Origin of the sequence: Roseibium denhamense (genome assembly GCF_009711415.1) — a bacterium.
GTDB classification, from domain to species: Bacteria; Pseudomonadota; Alphaproteobacteria; order Rhizobiales; family Stappiaceae; genus Roseibium; species Roseibium denhamense.
On the sequence record NZ_SMLZ01000093.1, the window covers coordinates 45,522 to 65,438 of the forward strand.

A 19,917-nucleotide genomic window follows, 5' to 3' on the forward strand; every position below is an offset into this window, starting at 1 on the left:
CCTGAAGTGCGGGACACGTGGTTCTTGTAGCCAGCCGGTTTTCCAAGAGGGCTAGGCTGCGGGCGTTTGTTTTGTTTAGGCGGTCTTCCAGGTGATTGGAAGCGATACTGGTCCTCGAACCGACAAACCACGTTTGTAGGCAATATCATGTGAGGCCAATTCGATTCTGCTGAACCGCTTGAGCAATGTCGAAAAAATGATGTCCATATCGAGCCTAGCGAGGTGATTGCCAAGGCAGAAGTGAGCACCGCGGCCGAAGGCTATGTGCCAGTTTGGTGAACGGCCCACATCAAACGTATCAGCGTTTGGAAACTGCTTCGGATCCCGGTTGGCGGATCCATAAAGAACGCCGAATTTGGTGCCGCGCTCAAATTTCCGGCCGCACACATCCATGTCTTCGACCGCATACCGGTGAAAGAAGGGAAGTGGGGATTCGTACCGGAACATTTCCTGGACAGCCGTTTTCATCAGGCTTTGATCCTCCCGCAACCGGCTCATCTGATCTGGGAATTTCAGGAGGGCATGCATGCCGCTTCCCAGAACATCAATTGTCGAGCCATGACCGGCCATGAGGATCAGCATGGCCGTTGAAATGAACTCGTCCTCGTTCATGTTTCCGGCACGCTCGGCTTCGATCATGGTGGAAATCAGATCGTCTTGCGGAGCCGCTTGCCGCTGGCGCTTCAGTTCGCTGAGATAGAGGTAGAACTCTGTCGTGTTCTTTTCGGCGAGTGCCTTGCGTTCGTCTGACCGGTCGATGTCGAAATACTGGACGATGTTCTCTGACCAAATGCGAAGCTGAGGACAGTCCTCATCCGGCACGCCCAGAACCCGTCCAATGATATGGCCCGGCACATGGGCTGCCAGATCCTCGATGAAGTCGATTTCGGTCCGTCCGGAAAGACGGTCGACAAGCCCGTCGACGTAGGTCTGGATCTCGTCCCTCAACTTGTTGACCATCACCGGTGTGAACAGCTTGAAGACCTGCTTGCGCAACCGGTCGTGGATGTCGCCGTCGCTGTCCAGCAGGGAGAACTGAACAAAGCGGGCATGGTGGGGCATGTCGTGCCAGTTTTCAGCCCGCTTTTGTGCGGCGATTTCCTCTGAAGTCGCAACATGTTCCATTGACCGGACCATCTTGCCGTTCAGGACGATTTCCGAGACGTCTTCAAACCGCGCAGCTAACCAAACATTAAAATCTTCAAAGTAGGTCAGGCCCTCTTCAGCGCGCAGCTGCTCGTAAAACGGGTAGGGATCTTGGGCAAAGGCCTCGGACAACGGATCAAAGGAGAGGGCTGTGGATGGGGGCATATGGGGGCTCTTGCGGTGGCTGGCGATCAGCTAGCATTGGTCATGTGATTCTTGCCAAGGCTCTGAATTTGGCTGGTAAAACGCAAGCAAAAACTCAAGTCATCGCGCCGATAAGCACAGTTTCGGATACTGTCCGGCGTTTTGAGGACGGGTATTGGGGATTATGAGGAAATGCCTGTTCTGACAATATCGAGACGGCCCGCGTCTTCTTAACGTTCTTTAACCATTCGGCCCCAAGGGGCTCAAATTTCGGCTAGGAAAAATCGGGCGACAGATGCGAGTGCCACCCTCCTTACAGACTGAATACCAAGCGTTCCTGAGCGAAAGCGGCTTTGACAATCCTTGTCCGCAAAGCCTTCTGATGGAGCTCGCATCCCTCAGCATGGACGTCTACTTGAAAGAAATCTCGTGGCTGTCTGACTTCATCGGACGGGTCCAAAAAATAAAGACCGCTGCTGCATAGGGAAACGGACGTTTTTCTTGGGAACGATCAAAACTGATCTCATGGCAAACCTGAACGAATGAATGCAGACCAGCGGGTAAGCCTGCTGAAACACTAAGCCAGTCAGACGCAAATAACGATCCTGCTCGGCGTCAAGGGCAGGGCCCTTTTTAGGCCAGCCTCCCGCCCCAGTCCTGATGTCCTGAACCGCCTCAAACAGCGCCGTCTCACCCGAGAAATACGATCATTCACAGACGGGCAAATTCCGAAACCTGCTCTGTCAACGCGTTCCAGTCGGTGAATTCCCGCGTTTCCTCAAGGTCTTCGTTCACATGGGCCGCAAGGTCGCCTTCAAGCAAAGCGGACTTTTCAAACCAGTCATAAAGACCCGGCTTCACCGCGCCCGCGATCAAAACGGTTTGCGCCGGTTTCCAATGGGCGGCTTCAAGGAACGTGTCTGCATAACCCTTGGCCTCATCTGCCGTATCCGGGAAAGCTGCGGCAAGACTTACGGAGATGAGCATGCCCGGTTTGGCGCCAAGTTGCTCGCGGTTTGCAAAGACAAACAGTTGAAGATCGGCCTGGTGTTGTCCCGAATGTACGGAGCCGGCAACGATCACCCTGTCATACTCGCTCACGGAAAGACCGCCGGATAAGTCGCTCACATTGTGAAAACGGACCTCGTGACCTTCTTGAGACAGGATCTTCGCGATGAATTTGGCGATCTTGTCCGTTTGGCCCTCGGTGGTTGCATAGGCAATCAGGTAATTCACGCGTGCCCCCATCTGCTTGCACTCGATAGCGGAACGCTAGCATAGGCCGGTTCGGCCGCACGTCCGCATTTTCACGTGTTTCTTCTGAGGAACCTTGCGGCAAATTGACATGGCATCCGGCACGGTTTTGTCGCGAATTGTAACCCGCAGGAACGAGTGGCCTTTATGGGTCACTTGGGATTGGGCGAAAAATTGCGCGGACTGGCCGTTTTGAATGGCCTTGAAGGATATTTTAGGCCGCATTGAAGTTCTCTTGGGGCAGGCTTGATTGGCTCAGTGTGTGGTTTTTGGCGGAACGGACGACAATGGGCTTTAAAAACAGTCCGAATGCGGCTCCAGACACGGAACATCTCAGAGCCCGAAATCGGCAAATACCGTGTCTTGGTAAACATCTGAACTCGACATGCGGAATGCCTTGGTTATGGTCGAAAAGGTTCGGATGCCGTCCCGCTGGTCGTGAAGTCGGCCTAAGGGTTGGCTTTCCAAATGCCAAAAAACCCGCATGCGGGCAGGGATGCGCGGGAGCAAGTTAGGGGGCGAGAGGTATGTTGATCTGTGATTGAAACGCTCCTCTTCACCGCTGCGCGCATACAGACGCTCAGTCAGAGTCAAGTTCTCACCAATGCAACAGGGTTCTTTTACAAGCGGGATGACCGGCTTTTTCTTGTAAGCAGCCGCCACGTCTTTATTGATGAGGCTAACCAGCATTTTCCAGATTCATTGCAGATCGAACTTCATACATCTGCAGATAATGTTGCACAGACTGTCAGCTTCCTGATTCCCCTTTACAGGGACGGCAGATCTTTGTGGCGCCAAGGAATGGACAGCGGTGGTCAGATAGACGTGGCACTGATCGAACTGGATCGGCACTTTCTTCCCGTCCCCTGTATTCTCCATGCTTTCAGCGAAGCGCATTTGATCAATCCATCGGTCAGTCAGCCAGAAGTCGGTGAACCACTTCTCATTCCTGGATATCCTCTTGGATTTTCAGACACTTTACATGCTTTGCCGGTTGTCCGGCACGCCATAATCGCTTCATCGTTCGGCATGCGCTTTCAGGGTCAAGGCTACTTTCTCACAGATGCGCGAACACATCGTGGCAGCAGCGGTGCACCCGTTCTGATGCGCTCGCCCAACGGTCATGTCGGAGATGGCGAACTGAATTGCTATCTACTGGGCATCCATTCGGCGCGGCTCGACGTTGTGACCCGAGATGTAACGGTGGACGAAGCACTTGGCCTCAATTGCGCTTGGTATGCCGATATCTTGATAACTCTGACGGATGAAACGTCTCCGTCACTTAAAGGTAGCGGCTAAATCTTGGGGGCAGGTTCAAATGAAACCGATGCCATCCGTTCGTGCGCGCTACAAAACGGGATCGGATTGCACCGGTCCTGTTCGACCCTGCCGCTAAGTAACATTCACGTATGAATTTGGAATTTGTTGGTCGGGCAGGCCGGATTTGAACCGACGACCCCTTCACCCCCAGTGAAGTGCGCTACCAGGCTGCGCTACTGCCCGAACAGACCCTACCTAACTTGTTCGAAGACCATGCGCAAGCAGCTTGTTGGGGGCGGACCTATGGTTTTACCCAAGCGATCAAGCGCGGGCTAGCTCAGGCTGGTGACCCAAATCAGCGGGCGGTAATTCGGGATCGTATTGCCGCCCAAAGCTGACCGGGCATCTTTGGGCGTTTCGTCCTAAACGCCCGATACCTTTGTTTGCCACCACCGCCTCTGCTCCAGCTTGTTGGCGGCAATAAGCCCCCAGGCGAGACCGTAGAGCAGGTACATATGCCGCCAGTGATCGGTATCGATGACAAGCGAAAGCATGAGATGCGCCGTGAAAACGGCGAATACGCTTTGGGCAAACGCGGTCCACGGCCTGGATTTGAAGACCAAGGGCACAAACGCGACCAGTGTCCAGATCGCAAGGAAAATGTAGACGGTCCCGCCCAGCCACCCATAGGTGGTGAAACCCTTCAGGTAGACGTTGTGTTCGTCTTCAGGAAAATACTTGTTGAACTCAAGAGGTCCGATCCCGAATGGGTGCTCCATGACCATTTGAAAGCCGAGGAAATAGCGCGTGAACCGGCCGGTGCGGCCAGTGTCATATTCCTGCACCAGCTGTGCCCGTTGGGTGAACATGTCTGCAACGGCATCAATGGACAGGGCTGCCGCCAGCAGGCCGAAAAGGGCAAGAATGCCGCCCGCGCCCAGAAGAACCAGCCGCGCCCGCCTCAGGGCCGTGCGCTCTGTCACCAGTGCCAAGAAGTAAATGATCAGCGTTGAGGCAATCAGCAGTCCCCAGGCGCCCCTGGAAAAACTGAGGAAAATACCGAGTATGAGAATGGCCAGAGGGACCAGCAGGATCAGGTTTCCCAGCACCGAGTCCCGCATAAGCTTTTGAACCAGCAGCAGGGTCGGGAGAACCAGAAAAGGTCCGAACACGTTCGGGTCCTGGAACGTGCCACGTGCCCGGTCGTAGAGCGTGAAGTAGTCCGCGCCGGGGAAGAGCTCGAAATAGCCCGCCACACCGATGGTGGCGACAAGGACGGCGCAGGCAATATATCCGTTTTGCAAAACCCTGTAGCGCCATGGGTCTTCCGCAAGGATCGCGGCATAGAAGATCGAGGTGATGGCGAGAAAACCGGACACGGCAATATACATGGCCGCATCCCCCATTTCCTGGGCGAGCGGAATGGAAAGAATGCCGCCTGCAATATAGAGCATCATCATGATGATCAGCGGGCCGAACTCCCGCCGCAGCTTCAGGCCGGCAAGAAGCCAGACGACCGACAGAAACACCATGTAGAGCTCATAGGGAGCCGGTTCCCTGATGACGAAGCCGGACAGGAACGCGGCAATCCACAAGGATCCGTTCCCCAGCGACTTGACCGGGAGGCAATAGTGCGGCGCCGCAGACGGCGTGCCGCGATAGATGCCATCCCAGGTGGTCAATAGGCGTTCTCCGTGTTCAACAGCCGGAAGGGTGTCAGAAACAGGATCTTCAGGTCAAACAGAACAGACCAGTTCTCGATGTAATAGACATCGCACTCGACCCGCTTCTGGATCTTCTCCGGAGTGTCGACCTCTCCCCGCCATCCGTTGATCTGTGCCCAGCCCGTGACACCCGGCTTGACCTTGTGGCGGGCGAAGTATCCGTCAACGACGTCATCCCAGGCCTTGTTGTTGGTATGGGCATTGACGGCATGGGGCCTTGGCCCCACCAGCGACAGGCTTCCGGCCAGAACATTGAAGAGTTGCGGCAGCTCATCAATGGAGGTTTTCCGGATGAAGCGGCCGACCCGTGTCACGCGCGGATCGCCTTTGGTGACGACCTTCTTGGCGTCCGCATCGCACATGTCGGTATACATCGACCGGAACTTCAGGATTTCGATGATTTCATTGTTGAACCCGTACCGTCTTTGGCGGAACAGGACTGGGCCCTTGCTGTCGAGGCGCACGGCAATGGCGGCTGCGATCATCAACGGGAACAGGCCGACAATGGCCAGAGAGGCAAAGACCAGGTCAAACACACGCTTGGCGACCATATCCCAGTCGGCAATCGGTTTATCAACCACATCGACAAAGGGCACTGTCCCGATAAAGGTTGCGCCACGGTTCCGGAACCGGACTTTGTCTGTGTGGGCGGACAAGCGGATGTCGACCGGAAGCACCCAAAGCTTCTTCAAGAGTTCAAGAACACGGTTTTCCGCACGCAAGGGAATACAGACAATCAGCATGTCGATGCGGGCCAGCCGCGCGAATTCGACAAGCGCGCTGATGTCGCCCAACTTTGGGTAACCGGCGACCACCGCCGGTGAGCGGTCATTCGACCGGTCGTCGAAGATCCCGCAAATTCGGATGTCATTGTCCGCTTGGGCTTCCAGGTCGTGGATGAGCTCCTGTGCCGCTGTTCCCCCGCCGACAATAATGGCTCTGCGCTCGAGCCGGCCTGTTTTCATCCAGTGCCGCACCAGCTGGTACACCACAAGACGGTTGAGACAGAGCGCGGTCAGGCTGATTGCATACCAGGCCCCGATCCAGCTTTCCGAGAATTGCATTCCAATGCCGGTCGTCGTCCTCAAGACCGCAAACATTGCAAACACGAGGGTCCAGCCCGCCGCGACACGTCCGAGCTGAGCAAGACCCTGGCGCATGACCGGAACCTGGTAGACGTCGGCTGCCTGGAAGAAGGCGAGGGCAAACAGAACAGCAAGGCCGACTGCGAACCCATGCGGCCAGGAAATCGACGTGATTTCCGGCAAAGTGAGCACGGCGGCCAAGGCTGAGATAATGATAATCGAGACATCCACCAGGCGGAGCGTTCCTCCCAGTACGGGAAGGGAGACGCCTTTCCCGCCAAGTCCCTGTGCAATCTCAAGAGCGTCCGGCGAAAGCAGATTGTTGGCGGCTGCCGGAGGGTCTTGGTCCGATAGAAACTGTGACGGGTGCCTAAGATGTTTCTCCAAGCGCTGACGCAGTTGCGGTCCCCCGTAAAGAGGTGCGACCGGTTCCTGCGTTTCAGTCGGTTTGAAGGCGCGTTCGTTCATTAACGGTTACCCGTCCTTGCAAAAGCGGTAGGGGCACCGGCAATGTCATTGCCAAGCGTCTTTGTGCCAAGAGCCTGGCCGTCAATCGGTTTCAGTCCGTGAAGTTCTTGATAGAGCGTGGTGATCCGGTCGCTCATCAGCTCGACGGAAAACGTTTCAGCTAAACAGGATCTCAGCTCCTTGGCATGAGCTTCCTGCGCCTTGGGATTAGCCAGAGCCTCTTCCATCGCAATGGTCAGCTTTCCGATATGACCGGGTTCGATCAGCCTGTTGGCGTAACGGCCAAAGATCTCTGGAACGCCGCCAACGCGGGTTGCGATCAATGGGCGTTCGGCGGCAACCGTTTCCAAAATGATGTAGGGCATCGCCTCTGCACGCGAGGGAACAACAACGGTACGAGCCATTTCAAAGGCCTCGCGGGCGCGCATAGGCCCTTCAAAACGGACGGAGCCCGAAAGATCCAGCTTGTCGACCATTGTCTTGTAGCGCTCGGCATCCGGCCCTTCACCAACGATAACTGCCTGAGGTGCTTTGCCGGTTTTCAAACGGATATTGTAAAGCGCTTCAATGAACAGATCCGGCCCCTTCAAATCCCGAAGCATGCCGATGTAGAGAAAATCGGCCGCATCCGCGCGGGGTTCAACCTTGTTGAACTCAGCTGGCGTCAGGCCGTTATAGACGATCCGGGTCAAGGCACGCGGGCGTCCGACTTTGCTTTCATAGGCGGCATTCTCGTAATCGGATACGAAGATGAGACCATCTGTAAGCGGTCTGAGAAAACGTTCGATTGTGTGGTAGATGCGCCCTTCAAGGCGATGCGGGTCATAATGCAGGCTGCCGCCATGAGGGCAGTAGACACGGGCTGTCTTCTTTCCGCGCAGCCGCAGGACCGTGCCGATTAAACGCGCATATGCGCCCCCCTTGGCCCCGTGCCCGTGCAAAATGTCGGGTTTCAGGTCGCGGATATGCTTATAAAGTGCCCAGGTGGCGGACAGGTCCTGAATGGTCAGCTGGCGCTTCATGGGAAAGCGCTCGACACCAAGACTTAGGTGCGGTTTCAGCTCCTCGAGCTGCTGAAGGTCGAAGGCGCTGCCTGTAATGCTGTCACAAATCAGGCCGACATCATGTCCTGCCGCGGCTTGCGCGGTCGCCAAATCGCGGACGTGGCGGAGAATGCCACCCACTGGCGCACGGACACAATGCACGATCCTCATCGGGGTCGGTGTCATGGTGCAGTTTCCCTGTTGTCGCCCTCAGGTTTCTTCGTGAACCTGTGGGGCCCCATGACTGCACCCTAACAAATGGAAATGAGTCCACAGTTAACTTGCCGGACGCCTAAAAATAGCGCTCGCGCACGTAGATTGTGTCTCCGGGACGGACCGGGTCCGATATAGGCACACGTCCGTTTAGAATTTCGCCGTTGATCTGACGGGTCACATCCACGTCCGCCTGCTGTGCTCTTGAGCTGAAACCGCCTGCTGTCGCGATTGCATTTTGAACGGTCATGCCGGCAACATAGTTGTATTGGCCTGCATTTTGCACCTCACCCATCACAAAGATGGGGCGGTATGTGTCGATCTCGACGGAAACATCCGGATCGCGGATGAAGCCCTGGCGGAGTTTCGCTGCGATTTCCGAGGCAAGGCCTTGCTGGGTTTTGCCGCGCGCAGCCACGTTTCCGATCAGCGGGAACGAAATATAGCCTGCTTGATCAACGATGTAGGTGTTCGAAAGGTCATCTTGACCGAACACGATAATGCGCAGCCTGTCGCTGGAATCCAGACGATAAGGCTGTGTCAGCGTTTCATGAAACGCTGTCGGCGGCTGCCGGTACCCGCTGCATGCAACCAGGCCCAGGCACAGGCCCAGAACAAGAAGCGCTCGAATTCGCATCAACGACTCTCCTACAATCCAGCGCAGAATCGCAGGACATGGTTAATCGAGCGTGAAGAGCGGGGAGAGGTTGTTTGTGACCTGTCAGAAATACGCATGCAGAAATTAACACATGCGTTAATCCGGCTGGCGGGGCTTTAACGGATCGCTTACCCTAATTCGACATAGTTTGCCAGAACTTCGGAGTTTCGAGAAATGAACGCTGGTCGGCAGACGACACCAGATGACGACTTGGCCCTGGATTTGGGAGGGCTGATCCGGGCGATTTTGCGGTCGCTCGGTTGGCTGCTGCCTTTGACCCTATTCGTGGCGGTGGGTGTTTTCTTCGGCTTGCAGCTGATGGCGCCCAAGTATCTTGGGGAAACGCGCGTTCTTATCGAAAGCACGGACAACAAGTTTCCGGGTGCTTCCCGCGGGGCCGAGGAAGAGCGGGCCGTGCTGGACAATGAAGGTGTTGCCAGCCAGGTGCAGCTGCTGATGTCCGCGGATTTGGCACGCCGTGTCGCCCGCAAACTGGAACTGGCCAGAGTTCCGGAGTTCGGTGCGCGCGGACAGGGGGGGCTGGTATCCCGCCTTATGTCATTGGCAGGTGTCGGAGGCTCATCAGCCGGCAACACAGAAGAAGAGCGCGTTCTCAAGCACTATTATGAGAACCTCGACATCTACCGTCTCGATGAATCCCGTGTGATTGCGGTTGATTATTCGGCGGAAGATCCGCTTTTGGCGGCCGAAGTCGCAAATACAATCGTTGATGAATACCTGGCCGTCCAATCGGCGGCGAAGCGCGAAACGACGGAATTGGCATCGTCGGCGCTCGAGCCTCAGATCGAAGAGTTGCGCAAGGAAGTGCAATCGGCCCGCAAGGCTGTTGCCGATTTCCGTGCCCGTGCGGATCTTCTGGTCGGGGCCGACAATATTCCTTTGAACCAGCAGCAACTGGCGGAAACCAGCAGCAACTATTCCGCTGCGCAAGCGGACAAGGCCGAGGCGCAGGCCAAGGCGGACCTGATTCGCGAGTTGCTTGATAGTGGCGGTTCGCTGGAGACGGCCAGTGACGTGCTCAATTCGCAACTTATCCAAAGATTGCGGGAGCAGCAGGTCGCCATCCAGTCCAACATCGCGGAACTGTCGATCACCCTCCTGCCGAACCACCCTCAGCTAAAAGCACTGCAATCGCAACTGAGTGACTACAACCGCCAGATTCGGTCTGAAGCCCGAAAGATTCTTGAAGGCCTGGAAAATGACGCGAAGGTCGCCAACCAGCAGGCGCTGGCGCTGGAGACCAGTTTGAATGAACTCAAGACCGCTGCTGCCAAGTCCAATGCCGATCAGGCCCGTTTGAGCGAGTTGGAGCGGGAGGCGGATGCGAAAGCGGATCAGCTTGACCAGTTACTGGCCAGCTTCCGGGAGGCCGATTCCAGATTGCGGGCACAAGTGTTGCCCGCAGATGCCCGCATCGTTTCAAGGGCCAGCGTTCCCGTTGAACCGTCTTCTCCGAAGGTCATCGCCAGCACAATTGTTGCCGCCCTTGCGACACTGGTGCTGGGGATCGCCTTCGTCATCATGAGGGAGTTCTTGAGCGGGAACGCGCTGCATCCGATGTCGGCAATGCAACCGGAGCGCCGGTATGACACAAAGCCGGGCAATGGAAACGCAGACCCTTCGCTCAACGCATCCTGGCCGCAAGGGTACGGCAATTCCTATGCGGCCTACACATTTGACGGTTTGCGGGCAAACGCTTCTGAACCGCAGCCGGAATCGGCATTGAATTCCAGCCGGGCAGAAGAGCCGCTCGATATGGACCTGCCAGAAAAGCCTGAGACTGCAGAGCCCATACCTTCGGAATTGGCTGAGGATCTCCGCCCCTCGCATGATGATCTGGATCAGGACATGGTGGAGCGGGAAGCGTTCAGCGCGGCGGCCGCGCCCACGCATGAAGAGGATGTTGATGCGATTGGGCGGATCGTGGTGTTGAGTGTTGATGATGAAACACTGTCACACGAAATGGCGTTTGGTCTTGCGCGCCGGGCGGCCGGTCAGGGCCGGTCCACGCTGATCATGGAAGTCTTTCCCGAGCAGTCTAACAAGCAGGCTGCGGAAGGGTTTTCAGATGTGGTTGCTGGCCGGGCGCCCTTTGCCAAAGTCGTTTACCGCGACGCCGGTTCGAAAGCCCATATCATTGAGGCTGGCAGAATAACGATTTCGGATGGAATGGTCGATGCGGATCGGTTCAAAAAGGCTTTGGATGCGATCCGCAGCACCTATGAGACGGTTGTCGTGGATCTCGGGGCGATTGACGGCAGTCTGGCAAGCGCGCGCATGTTGAGTTTTGCGGATAGGGTCCTGATCGCAGCGAGCGCCCCGGACAACTCGCATGAGCTTGAAAGTGCCGCGAACCTTCTTGCGCATAACACCGGTGCGCGGGTCGAGGTTGTGATTGCAGGCGGTGAGGGCCCAGGGCCGCGCCGCAACGATGATGGCCACGCGGCCTGAACAGTCGAACCTTGACGAAACCGAGGTTTGGCGGCTGTGAAATCGCAGACAATTGAACGTCAAGCACTGTGAGGTTTTAAGTGCCGAGTGTCATTAGTCGCCTTTGAAAGAACGGAAGCTTCTTCAACTGCCGTTTCGCCATTTGCGGAGCCTGCGGATCATCAGCCATAACACGGCCGACGAGCGGATTGAGGCTTTCAATCGGATTTTCTGAAGCTCAATCCAAGCCCATGCCTGCCCGCGCAAGGTTATGGGAAGGACGCTGTTCTTGAGAGTAACCGGCTCCGCCCAACCGGCTTTATAGCGCTCTTGCCCCAGTCCGAGATCGAGTCTGTGCAGGTGTTTGGACGCGCAAGCATAGGCCACCAGCTGCTTCAGCAGGACAAGCCCCGGACTATGAGGCAGTGTTTCGTCATGCGCCACACTGTTGCTGTAAGCATAGAGGCAGCCGCGATGTTCATGGCAAAGATAGGTGGCCCGAATAACGCCGTTCGTTTCCAGCCACCAGATATCCATACTGCGCGGTGCACCTTCTAGACCGGCCAGTTGTCCCAAGAAGCGCTGCGAGGGCGCTGTGCCGAACGCATTGGGGATGCCGGTCTCCCGGGCACGTATCGCGCGCTGGTCCAAAAAAGCTGCAAGGCCGGCGTCCATGTCCTCCAAAGAGGATGCTTTTATGATTTTCAAGTCGCCGGAGGCGGCGAGATGCCGTTCCTTCCGCAAGAGGTTTTTTCGAGCCGACTTGGTATGCGTTTCCTTGAAAAACTGTTCAAAATCAGTTGGCAAGTCGCGGGCAAAGACTGGGTTAGGGCTCACGGTGCTCCGCTCCAAGACCAAGGGGTGAGGTCTGCCAAGCAGAACATCCGGAACGTTCTGCAGGCTGATCAAGTCCGCTCGAACCTCTTTTGCAAGCCGCGACAAGATATCCAAAACGGCCTGGCGATCAAAGGCGGGAAGAGCATCCTCGTCCCAGATGCCCTGGTAGTGGTTCCCGTCCTCATGACCAAGACAGGACAGCTCCTTGATACCAAGACGGGATTTGAGTGAGAACGGCAGGAACGCGAGCGGCTTTCCGGCACATGCGACCGCCGCCAGGACCGGCACCATTCCGCGCGAAGCCCCGGCCGTTTCCGACCAGGCGGTTGTCCATTCAAGGCTTTGATAAGGATTACGGGATGATGCTACTATAAATTGTTGCCATCCGTGTGGGACGTCATTAAAGCTCGGAAAAACGATCAGTTCAAAATTCTGAAGGCCAGACGGCACCGTAGTTTTGGCAGGCGAAAATGGGGGCCGAGTGTCCTTGTCCAGTTTCGGATCAATGATGCTTGGCGATGGTTGCACGAAAATCACTCACGGGGTCTGTTATCAGCTTTCAGCGGTATGTAGCAGGGTTTCTTAAACAAAACATGCGCACTTGGCACTTCCAACGGGATCGGGCATTTTAGCCACATGGGCATCCGGCAAAAAGCGTTCAAACAGGCGTTCCAGGTCTTGAATAAAACGGGGATGGGACGGCTCCTGTCTCCATTTACCCAGGGTTGCGGCGCTGTTTTCATGTTGCACCATGTACGGCCCGCCCGCAGCGATGCGTTTCAACCGAACCAGCTTTTGGAAATATCGCCGGAGTTTTTGAGGCTTGCTGTCGAACGGATCCGGCAGAATGGCTACGAGATTATCTCGCTCGACAAGGCGGTCGATCTGCTGAAATCCGGTTACGGCCAGAAACGCTACGCCGTCCTGACCTTTGACGACGGCTATCGCGACAATATTGAAATCGCATATCCCGTCTTGAAAGAGCTGCAGGCACCGTTCACCGTCTTTGTCGCAACCGGTTTGATCGACCGCACGACGGAGTTGTGGTGGGTTGCCCTGGAACGGATCATTGCCGCGCACGATGAAATCGTGCTGTCACCTGACCGCTCCGGCGCTGGCATCGCTTGCCGGACGGTGGACGAAAAGAACGCCTGTTTCGACAAGCTGACCAGACACATCACCCAGGAGCTTGGTGAACTGGATCAGCGCCGGGTGATCCGCGCCTTGTGTGACCGGTATGGCCTGGATTTGGCAGCGCTGGCCGACGAATACGTGATGAGCTGGGACGATTTGCGCGCACTGGCCCGGGACCCGCTTGTGAGTATCGGGGCGCATACCCACGATCATTTTGCTCTGGCCCGCCTTGGGGAAGAAGATGCGCGTTTGGACGTTTTGCGGGGATTGACGCGGCTGGAAGCGGAACTCGGGCGCCGTCCGAAACACTTCGCATATCCTTACGGCAAACCCTATGCCGTATGCGAACGGGATGCGCGCATGTTGCGCGAGATCGGTTTCGCATCATCGCTGACGACTTTTCCGGGGGTCTTGCAATCCGCAAATGCACGCGACCCGATGATGCTGCCGCGCGTTTCCTTGAATGGCCGGTTTCAGGACCCTGCCGTCATTGATCAGTGTCTGACGGGCGCGCCGTTTGCACTTTACCGGGCCGCAAGATGGGCTGCATCAGGCTTCGGGATCAGGTCCGGGATTTCCCGCCTCTTTCCATCCACCAGATGATCGCACCCGCCGGGACAACCCAGAACAGTCCGGCGACCGCAAAATAGACGAACTGGACAAGGGTCGGTGCGGATTGAATTCCGGGCGAGTCGCCGACGACCATTGCGACGAGCGCATAAACAATCACGAAAACCACCAGGGCAACCATGCCGACGAATTTGCGGAAGGAGGGAACCATTCTTGCGCATTTCCTTTTCTGAAGGCGGAGCGGTCAATTGCCGCAAACCGTTCAATTCGGCTTGCCGCCATGCCCCTGCACCTATATCTCACCCCCACAAAGGTCAAATTAGAATCTCTTTAGACAGTGAGTATTCGCCAGATGACGCATATTGGTGTCTCCGCTCCGACGTCCCCAACCCGCATACCAGCCGCGCGTCTGGAGAAGATCCAGCGGGACCGGGTCTTGATCAGGTGGTGGCTTTACGGGGTCTGTGCCCTGATCCTAGCGATGGTTGTGGTCGGAGGCGCGACACGGCTGACTGAATCCGGATTGTCGATCACCGAGTGGAAACCGATCCACGGCGTCATTCCCCCGCTCACCGAAGCAGAGTGGGAGGAAGAGCTGGAAAAATACCGGCAAATCCCTGAGTACCAGCTGATCAACAAGGGCATGAGCCTTTCGGAGTTCAAGTTCATCTTCTGGTGGGAGTGGGGGCATCGGGTCCTCGGCCGCATCATTGGTGTTGCCTTTTTCGTGCCGATGGTTGCGTTTTGGGCGATGGGACGCATTGAGCCCTGGTTGAAACCGCGGCTCCTGATCGGGCTCGCTCTTGGCGGTTTGCAAGGATTTGTCGGCTGGTGGATGGTGACGTCCGGTCTGGTGGACCGGGTTGATGTCAGCCAGTACCGGCTTGCGACCCATCTAACCCTTGCTCTGATCATATTTGCGTATCTGTTTTGGATCGCGCGGCGTCTGACACCCTTGCCCGAACCGACCGTTCTGGAGCAGACGAGGCTCAGGGGATTGAGCACGCTGTTCCTGGGCTTGGTGTTCATTCAGATGTTTCTTGGCGGCCTGGTGGCGGGCCTCAATGCCGGGATGACGTTCAACACCTGGCCTCTGATGGACGGGAAATGGATCCCGAATGGTCTGTTGATCATGGACCCGCTGTGGCGGAATTTCTTTGAAAACGTCATGACCGTCCAGTTTCAGCACCGGATCACGGCTTATGTCCTGATCGTTGCCGCGATTGCACTGTGCTTTGCGACCTTCCGTGTCAGCAGCCAATCCCATTTGAGACGGGCAGGCGCCCATATAGCCGCATTTGTCGCGCTCCAGGCCGTCTTCGGGATCCTGACCCTCATCTGGGTCGTGCCGCTCTCCATGGCGCTTGTGCACCAGGGCTTTGCGGTCATTGTTCTGGCGTCAGCTGTCGACCATCTGGCCTGTCTGAAAGGCCCGTATCCGATCGCCAAGCGCGCAACTGCCTGACGAACAAAAAGCCCGCCGGTTGGCGGGCTTTTCTTTAGGTGGTTTTGCGTGCGCGTAAGTTACCCGGCCAGGGCCTGATCGAGGTCCGCAATGATGTCCTCAACGTCTTCAAGGCCGACCGAGATGCGCACCACGTCCGGTCCGGCGCCGGCGGCAGCCTTTTGCGTGTCGGTCAGCTGCCGGTGCGTGGTTGAAGCCGGGTGAATGATCAGGCTGCGCGTGTCACCGATATTTGCAAGGTGGGAGAAAAGCTCCACTTTGGAGACCAGATTGACACCGGCTTCATAGCCCCCCTCAACGCCGAAGGTGAAGACAGCGCCTGCGCCTTTTGGCATGTACTTCTGCTGCAGGGCGTGATGCTTGTCTTCGGGAAGGGCCGCATAGGACACCCATGAGACCTTATCGTGCGCGGCCAAATGTAACGCGACCTTCTTCGCATTGTCGGAGTGGCGCTGCATGCGAAGGGGAAGCGTTTCGATCCCGGTTAGGATCATGAATGCGTTGAACGGCGAGATTGCTGGTCCGAGATCGCGCAAGCCAAGCACCCGGCAAGCGATTGCAAAAGCAAAATTGCCGAACGTCTCATGAAGAACGACGCCCTGATACTCCGGCCGGGGTTCGGACAGGAGGGGGTAGCGGCCGCTTGACGACCAGTCGAATGTGCCGCCATCGACAATAATGCCGCCCATTGAGTTGCCATGTCCGCCCATAAACTTGGTCAGTGAGTGCAGAACGATGTCTGCGCCATGCTCGATCGGCCGGCACAGATACGGCGTGGCCATCGTGTTGTCGACGACCAGCGGAATGCCCTTGGCCTTTGCAATCTTCGAGATAGCTTCGATATCGACAATGATCCCGCCAGGGTTTGCAAGGCTTTCGATAAAGATGGCCTTGGTCTTGTCGTCAATGGCCGCCTCAAAGGCGGACATGTCTGCGGGATCAGCCCAATTCACGTTCCAGCCGAAGCTCTTGAAGGAGTGGTTCAGCTGATTGATGGAGCCGCCATAAAGCTTGTTTGCAGCGACGATGTTGTCGCCCGGCTGCATCATGGAATGGAAGCACAAAAGTTGCGCCGAATGACCGGATGCGGTGGCAAGCGCCGCGGTCCCGCCTTCCAGGGCGGCCACGCGTTCTTCAAGAACCGCCGTCGTCGGGTTGGTGATGCGGGTATAGATATTGCCGAACGCCTGAAGCCCGAACAGGGAAGCTGCATGGTCAACGTCATCAAAGACAAAGGATGTCGTTTGGTATATTGGGGTCGCCCGCGCGCCCGTAGAAGGGTCCGGCGCCGCTCCGGCGTGAATGGAAAGTGTTGAAAAACCAGGTATTTTGTCGCTCATTAAATGACCTCCCGAGGTTGTCGGCGGCCAGTTTCGCCGATGGGGCCGCAGAGGTCAAAGACTGGTTTTTCAAATGAATGGCTGATGGGAAAACAGATTTGTTTTCATAGCCTTGTTTCAAGGCGGTAACGTCCGGTGCGATGAAGCCCGCGCGTCAGTTGGTGATGTTCTTCCGCACCTCGAGCTTTACCGCGAAGTAGACACCGAACAGCAGGCAGACGGCAAACACGGGCAACGCCAGCGTCAGCAAAGGTGTTCCAGCAAGCAGATCAAACATCTGGGGTCCCTGTTGGTTCAAACACGTATCGGTGACGTAAGGTAATGCTAACAAATGGATGAAGCGCAAAGAAAGCCGGTCGCATTCGGAACAAATTGAATGAAAGTTTTTGTAAATCCTGACTCAAATGCCGCGCGTTTCAATCCGTTTTGCTCACCACCGCATCGTGTTCGGGCGCATCATCGGCCCAATGTTCGTCCCGCGATGCGAACGGAGATCCGGGCTCGGCCTTATGAACGATCGCGAACAGGACGAGAGTGATCAACCCGGACATGGCTGCCAGCACCCACTCCATGGCGGTAAACAAGGTTGGATCCTGGGTCATGCCCACCCTCCATTTGATCGCTTGGCCTGCCTGTGCCCTGGTCATTGCCTGCGTTAACGAATTAGAGAGCGAGGATTGCGCGAAGCTTGTCAAATGTCAGGAATTAACCGTCGTTTTCACCAGAAAGGCCACGATGCTGGAAACCGCTTTTCAGGGCAGGGCGTTTGGAAGAAAGCTTGCGCGAATTCACACCGGCCCACCCGATCTCCCCAGAGAGCCGGCCGTACTCGATTTTCGGACAGCGGTTCATGACAACCTTGATACCGGCAGCTTCCGCGCGGGCCGCAGCTTGATCATTGCGCACGGACAACTGCATCCAGATCACCTTGGGCAACCGGCCGCTTGAAATCACGTGGTCGACAACTTGTCCGGCTGCATCGGAGTTCCGGAAGATATCGATCATGTCAGGGATGGCTGGCAGGTCATCCAGGGACGCGTAGACAGTTTGCCCGAGAATGTCCTTGCCTGCTTGACCGGGATTGATCGGCCAGACCGTATAGTCCTTGGCGAGCATGTATTTCAGAACGAAATAGGACGGGCGGACCGCATTGGCGCTCGCACCTACCATGGCGATGGTCTTCACCGCGTCGAGGATGTCCTTGATGTAAGCATCGGAGTAGCTGTCGTGGGTCATAGCGATCAGCTGTCCGTCCAATCCGGCTTGCGCTTTTGCAGGAAGGCGTTGATACCTTCTTCCGCATCCTTTGCCATCATGTTTTCAACCATCGTGTTGGCCGCAAAGTCGTAGGCCTTGGAAAGCGGCATCTCCAGTTGCTTGTAAAAGGCTTCCTTGCCGACCTTCAGCGTGTGGGATGATTTTGAAGCGATGGCCTCAGCATATTTTTGAACGACCTGCTCCAGATAATCACTGGGAACAATCCGGTTGATTAGGCCGAAGTCCTTTGCAGTCGAGGCATCAATGCTCTCGCCCGTCAGAAGCATTTCCATCGCCTGTTTGGGGGCGACGTTGCGTGACAGGGCCACCATGGGGGTAGAGCAGAACAAGCCGATGTTCACGCCCGGTGTGCAGAAAGTCGCCGTATCGGTTGCAATCGCGAGATCGCACGAGGCCACAAGCTGGCAACCGGCCGCCGTGGCCACACCTGTAACGACAGCGATAACCGGTTTGGGAAGGGTCACGATCTGCTGCATGAGATCGGAACACTGGCGCATGATCTGCTCATAGGTGTCACGGCCGCCATCCGCCTCGGCGCGTGCAGCGGTCAGTTCCTTCAAATCATGTCCGGCGCAGAACACCTTGCCCTCAGCGCCAATAAGGACAACGCGGATGGCCGGATCAGCGGCAGCCTTTGTGAGCTCGCCGGACAGGACTGACATCATGTCCCGTGACAAGGCATTCATCCGGTCCGGACGCTGCATGACGATGCGATAAACGCCTTCATGCAGAAGGGTGGCCAGCATCGGCTTTTGCGTATCATCGTTGGCTGCTGTTTCGCTCATAAGTCTATCCTTTGGGCCAGTCTCCCAATTGGTATAACTGATCTGGCAGCAATGGGAAAAGGCAAAGCGGTTCCCGGCAGTCTTTCGATCACAGATCCTTTATGCCGCTGCGTCATATGCCGGATGGCCAGTCGCGGCCAATCTGCTATCCTCTCTGGATGCATCCGCTCCAAATTCTTCGATGTCTGGTTTGTTCGGTGTTCAGCGTATTGGCCGCTGTGCTTCCTACGCTCGCAGAAGAACATGTTGATGTCGCTCTTGTTCTTGCAGTGGACGTATCGCGCTCAATGTCTCAGGAAGAGCTTGACCTTCAGCGCAGGGGATATGCGGCGGCGATCTCAAGCCCGGACGTTGTCCGCGCGATCGAAATCGGCGCGCGCGGCCGTATCGCAATGACGATGTTCGAGTGGGCCAATGACAGCCATGTCCGTGAAATCGTGGGCTGGCACGTTCTTGCGGATGCGGAAGATGCCAATGCCTTCGCAGCAAAGGTGCTTGCCGACACCAGCTATGGCCAGCGCCGCACGTCAATTTCCGGTGCGATCAGACACGGCACGGCCCTGCTTTCCAATTTGCCGTTTCTTGCGGACCGGAGAGTTATCGATATTTCAGGGGATGGTCCGAACAATCAGGGGGCAATCGTGACGGCGGCGCGCGATGCGGCCTTGAAGACCGGCATCACGATAAACGGTCTACCGCTGATGACGAAAGGCGGCTTTGGCGCCCAATTCAATATCGATGATCTTGATGAGTATTACCGGCGCTGCGTGATTGGCGGACCGGCAAGTTTTGTCGTTCCGGTCAACGGCTGGGAACAGTTTCCGGAGGCTGTCCGGCGCAAGCTCATTCTGGAGATCGGCGGCATAAGACCGGCCGAGCCTGCGAAAGTCATGCAGGCCCAGTTCAACTTCGAGAAGCCGTATGATTGCGAGATCGGCGAAAAGATCTGGCGCAAGTTGCGGCGCCAGTTCTTTCTCGATCCCTGACAGTCAGCGGCCAACTGCCAAAACCAGCTTGAAGATGGTTTAAGGCTCTCAAGTGGTTTTTGTGTCTGGCCTGATG

General features: G+C 56.5%; 18 protein-coding genes and 1 tRNA gene. 5 read left to right on the plus strand and 14 right to left on the minus strand.

Annotation, left to right across the window (positions count from 1 at the left end):
• Positions 1–75: 75 nt before the first annotated feature.
• Positions 76–1,311 carry a cytochrome P450 gene (locus tag E1180_RS04795; protein WP_155189940.1) on the minus strand — a complete coding sequence of 412 codons (1,236 nt, stop codon included), beginning with the start codon at positions 1,309–1,311 and terminating at the stop codon, positions 76–78.
• A 690-nt stretch (positions 1,312–2,001) separates the two neighbouring features.
• Complete coding sequence (locus E1180_RS04800) at positions 2,002–2,526, minus strand: flavodoxin domain-containing protein (RefSeq protein WP_196220528.1); 525 nt, start codon at positions 2,524–2,526, stop codon at positions 2,002–2,004.
• Positions 2,527–3,081: 555 nt separating this feature from the next.
• Between E1180_RS04800 and E1180_RS04805 the strand changes: the two genes are divergently transcribed.
• Positions 3,082–3,843: a S1 family peptidase gene (locus tag E1180_RS04805; RefSeq protein WP_283404464.1), complete on the plus strand. Its 762-nt coding sequence runs from the start codon at positions 3,082–3,084 to the stop codon at positions 3,841–3,843.
• A 127-nt stretch (positions 3,844–3,970) separates the two neighbouring features.
• Here the strand turns inward: E1180_RS04805 and E1180_RS04810 are convergent.
• The 5 genes from E1180_RS04810 to E1180_RS04830 form a co-directional block, all read right to left on the minus strand.
• Positions 3,971–4,047, minus strand: a tRNA-Pro gene (locus E1180_RS04810).
• Positions 4,048–4,226: 179 nt separating this feature from the next.
• Entirely contained in the window at positions 4,227–5,486 is a 1,260-nt protein-coding gene (locus E1180_RS04815) for an O-antigen ligase family protein (RefSeq protein WP_208996939.1), read from the minus strand.
• Positions 5,483–7,081: an undecaprenyl-phosphate glucose phosphotransferase gene (locus E1180_RS04820; RefSeq protein WP_155189942.1), complete on the minus strand. Its 1,599-nt coding sequence runs from the start codon at positions 7,079–7,081 to the stop codon at positions 5,483–5,485. The genes E1180_RS04815 and E1180_RS04820 overlap by 4 nt, the downstream gene beginning before the upstream one ends.
• A complete protein-coding gene (locus E1180_RS04825) occupies positions 7,081–8,310 on the minus strand; it encodes a glycosyltransferase family 4 protein (RefSeq protein ID WP_244313960.1) in 1,230 nt (409 codons plus the stop codon). Before E1180_RS04825 ends, E1180_RS04820 begins: the two co-directional genes overlap by 1 nt.
• A gap of 106 nt (positions 8,311–8,416) precedes the next feature.
• A complete protein-coding gene (locus tag E1180_RS04830; RefSeq protein ID WP_155189943.1) occupies positions 8,417–8,974 on the minus strand; it encodes a polysaccharide biosynthesis/export family protein in 558 nt (185 codons plus the stop codon).
• A 195-nt stretch (positions 8,975–9,169) separates the two neighbouring features.
• Between E1180_RS04830 and E1180_RS04835 the strand changes: the two genes are divergently transcribed.
• Positions 9,170–11,467, plus strand: coding sequence for an exopolysaccharide transport family protein (locus tag E1180_RS04835; protein ID WP_155189944.1), 2,298 nt, complete (start codon positions 9,170–9,172; stop codon positions 11,465–11,467).
• 123 nt (positions 11,468–11,590) lie between these two features.
• Here E1180_RS04835 and E1180_RS04840 read toward each other — a convergent pair whose 3' ends face one another.
• Positions 11,591–12,574: a GNAT family N-acetyltransferase gene (locus E1180_RS04840; protein ID WP_155189945.1), complete on the minus strand. Its 984-nt coding sequence runs from the start codon at positions 12,572–12,574 to the stop codon at positions 11,591–11,593.
• A 450-nt stretch (positions 12,575–13,024) separates the two neighbouring features.
• Between E1180_RS04840 and E1180_RS04845 the strand changes: the two genes are divergently transcribed.
• A complete protein-coding gene (locus tag E1180_RS04845) occupies positions 13,025–14,020 on the plus strand; it encodes a polysaccharide deacetylase family protein (protein WP_208996940.1) in 996 nt (331 codons plus the stop codon).
• Here the strand turns inward: E1180_RS04845 and E1180_RS04850 are convergent.
• On the minus strand, positions 13,980–14,198 hold the full coding sequence (locus tag E1180_RS04850; protein ID WP_196220529.1) for a DUF2842 domain-containing protein: 219 nt from the start codon (positions 14,196–14,198) through the stop codon (positions 13,980–13,982). The genes E1180_RS04845 and E1180_RS04850 overlap by 41 nt on opposite strands.
• Positions 14,199–14,339: 141 nt before the next feature.
• Between E1180_RS04850 and E1180_RS04855 the strand changes: the two genes are divergently transcribed.
• On the plus strand, positions 14,340–15,452 hold the full coding sequence (locus E1180_RS04855) for a COX15/CtaA family protein (RefSeq protein ID WP_155189947.1): 1,113 nt from the start codon (positions 14,340–14,342) through the stop codon (positions 15,450–15,452).
• Positions 15,453–15,511: 59 nt separating this feature from the next.
• On the opposite strand, the gene E1180_RS04860 is transcribed toward E1180_RS04855, so the two are convergent.
• From E1180_RS04860 to E1180_RS04875, 5 genes are all read right to left on the minus strand, one after another.
• A complete protein-coding gene (locus E1180_RS04860; RefSeq protein WP_155189948.1) occupies positions 15,512–16,792 on the minus strand; it encodes an O-acetylhomoserine aminocarboxypropyltransferase in 1,281 nt (426 codons plus the stop codon).
• Positions 16,793–16,946: 154 nt separating this feature from the next.
• A complete protein-coding gene (locus tag E1180_RS22600) occupies positions 16,947–17,069 on the minus strand; it encodes a hypothetical protein (RefSeq protein ID WP_280115218.1) in 123 nt (40 codons plus the stop codon).
• Between the two features lie 139 nt (positions 17,070–17,208).
• On the minus strand, positions 17,209–17,394 hold the full coding sequence (locus E1180_RS04865) for a hypothetical protein (protein WP_155189949.1): 186 nt from the start codon (positions 17,392–17,394) through the stop codon (positions 17,209–17,211).
• 103 nt (positions 17,395–17,497) lie between these two features.
• Positions 17,498–18,028, minus strand: coding sequence for a CoA-binding protein (locus E1180_RS04870; protein ID WP_155189950.1), 531 nt, complete (start codon positions 18,026–18,028; stop codon positions 17,498–17,500).
• Positions 18,029–18,033: 5 nt separating this feature from the next.
• Positions 18,034–18,855: an enoyl-CoA hydratase gene (locus tag E1180_RS04875; RefSeq protein WP_155189951.1), complete on the minus strand. Its 822-nt coding sequence runs from the start codon at positions 18,853–18,855 to the stop codon at positions 18,034–18,036.
• A 197-nt stretch (positions 18,856–19,052) separates the two neighbouring features.
• Here E1180_RS04875 and E1180_RS04880 point away from each other — a divergent pair, with 197 nt between their 5' ends.
• Positions 19,053–19,841 (plus strand): DUF1194 domain-containing protein, encoded by a 789-nt coding sequence (locus tag E1180_RS04880; RefSeq protein WP_283404463.1) that lies wholly within the window; start codon positions 19,053–19,055, stop codon positions 19,839–19,841.
• The last annotated feature ends 76 nt before the right edge of the window (positions 19,842–19,917 follow it).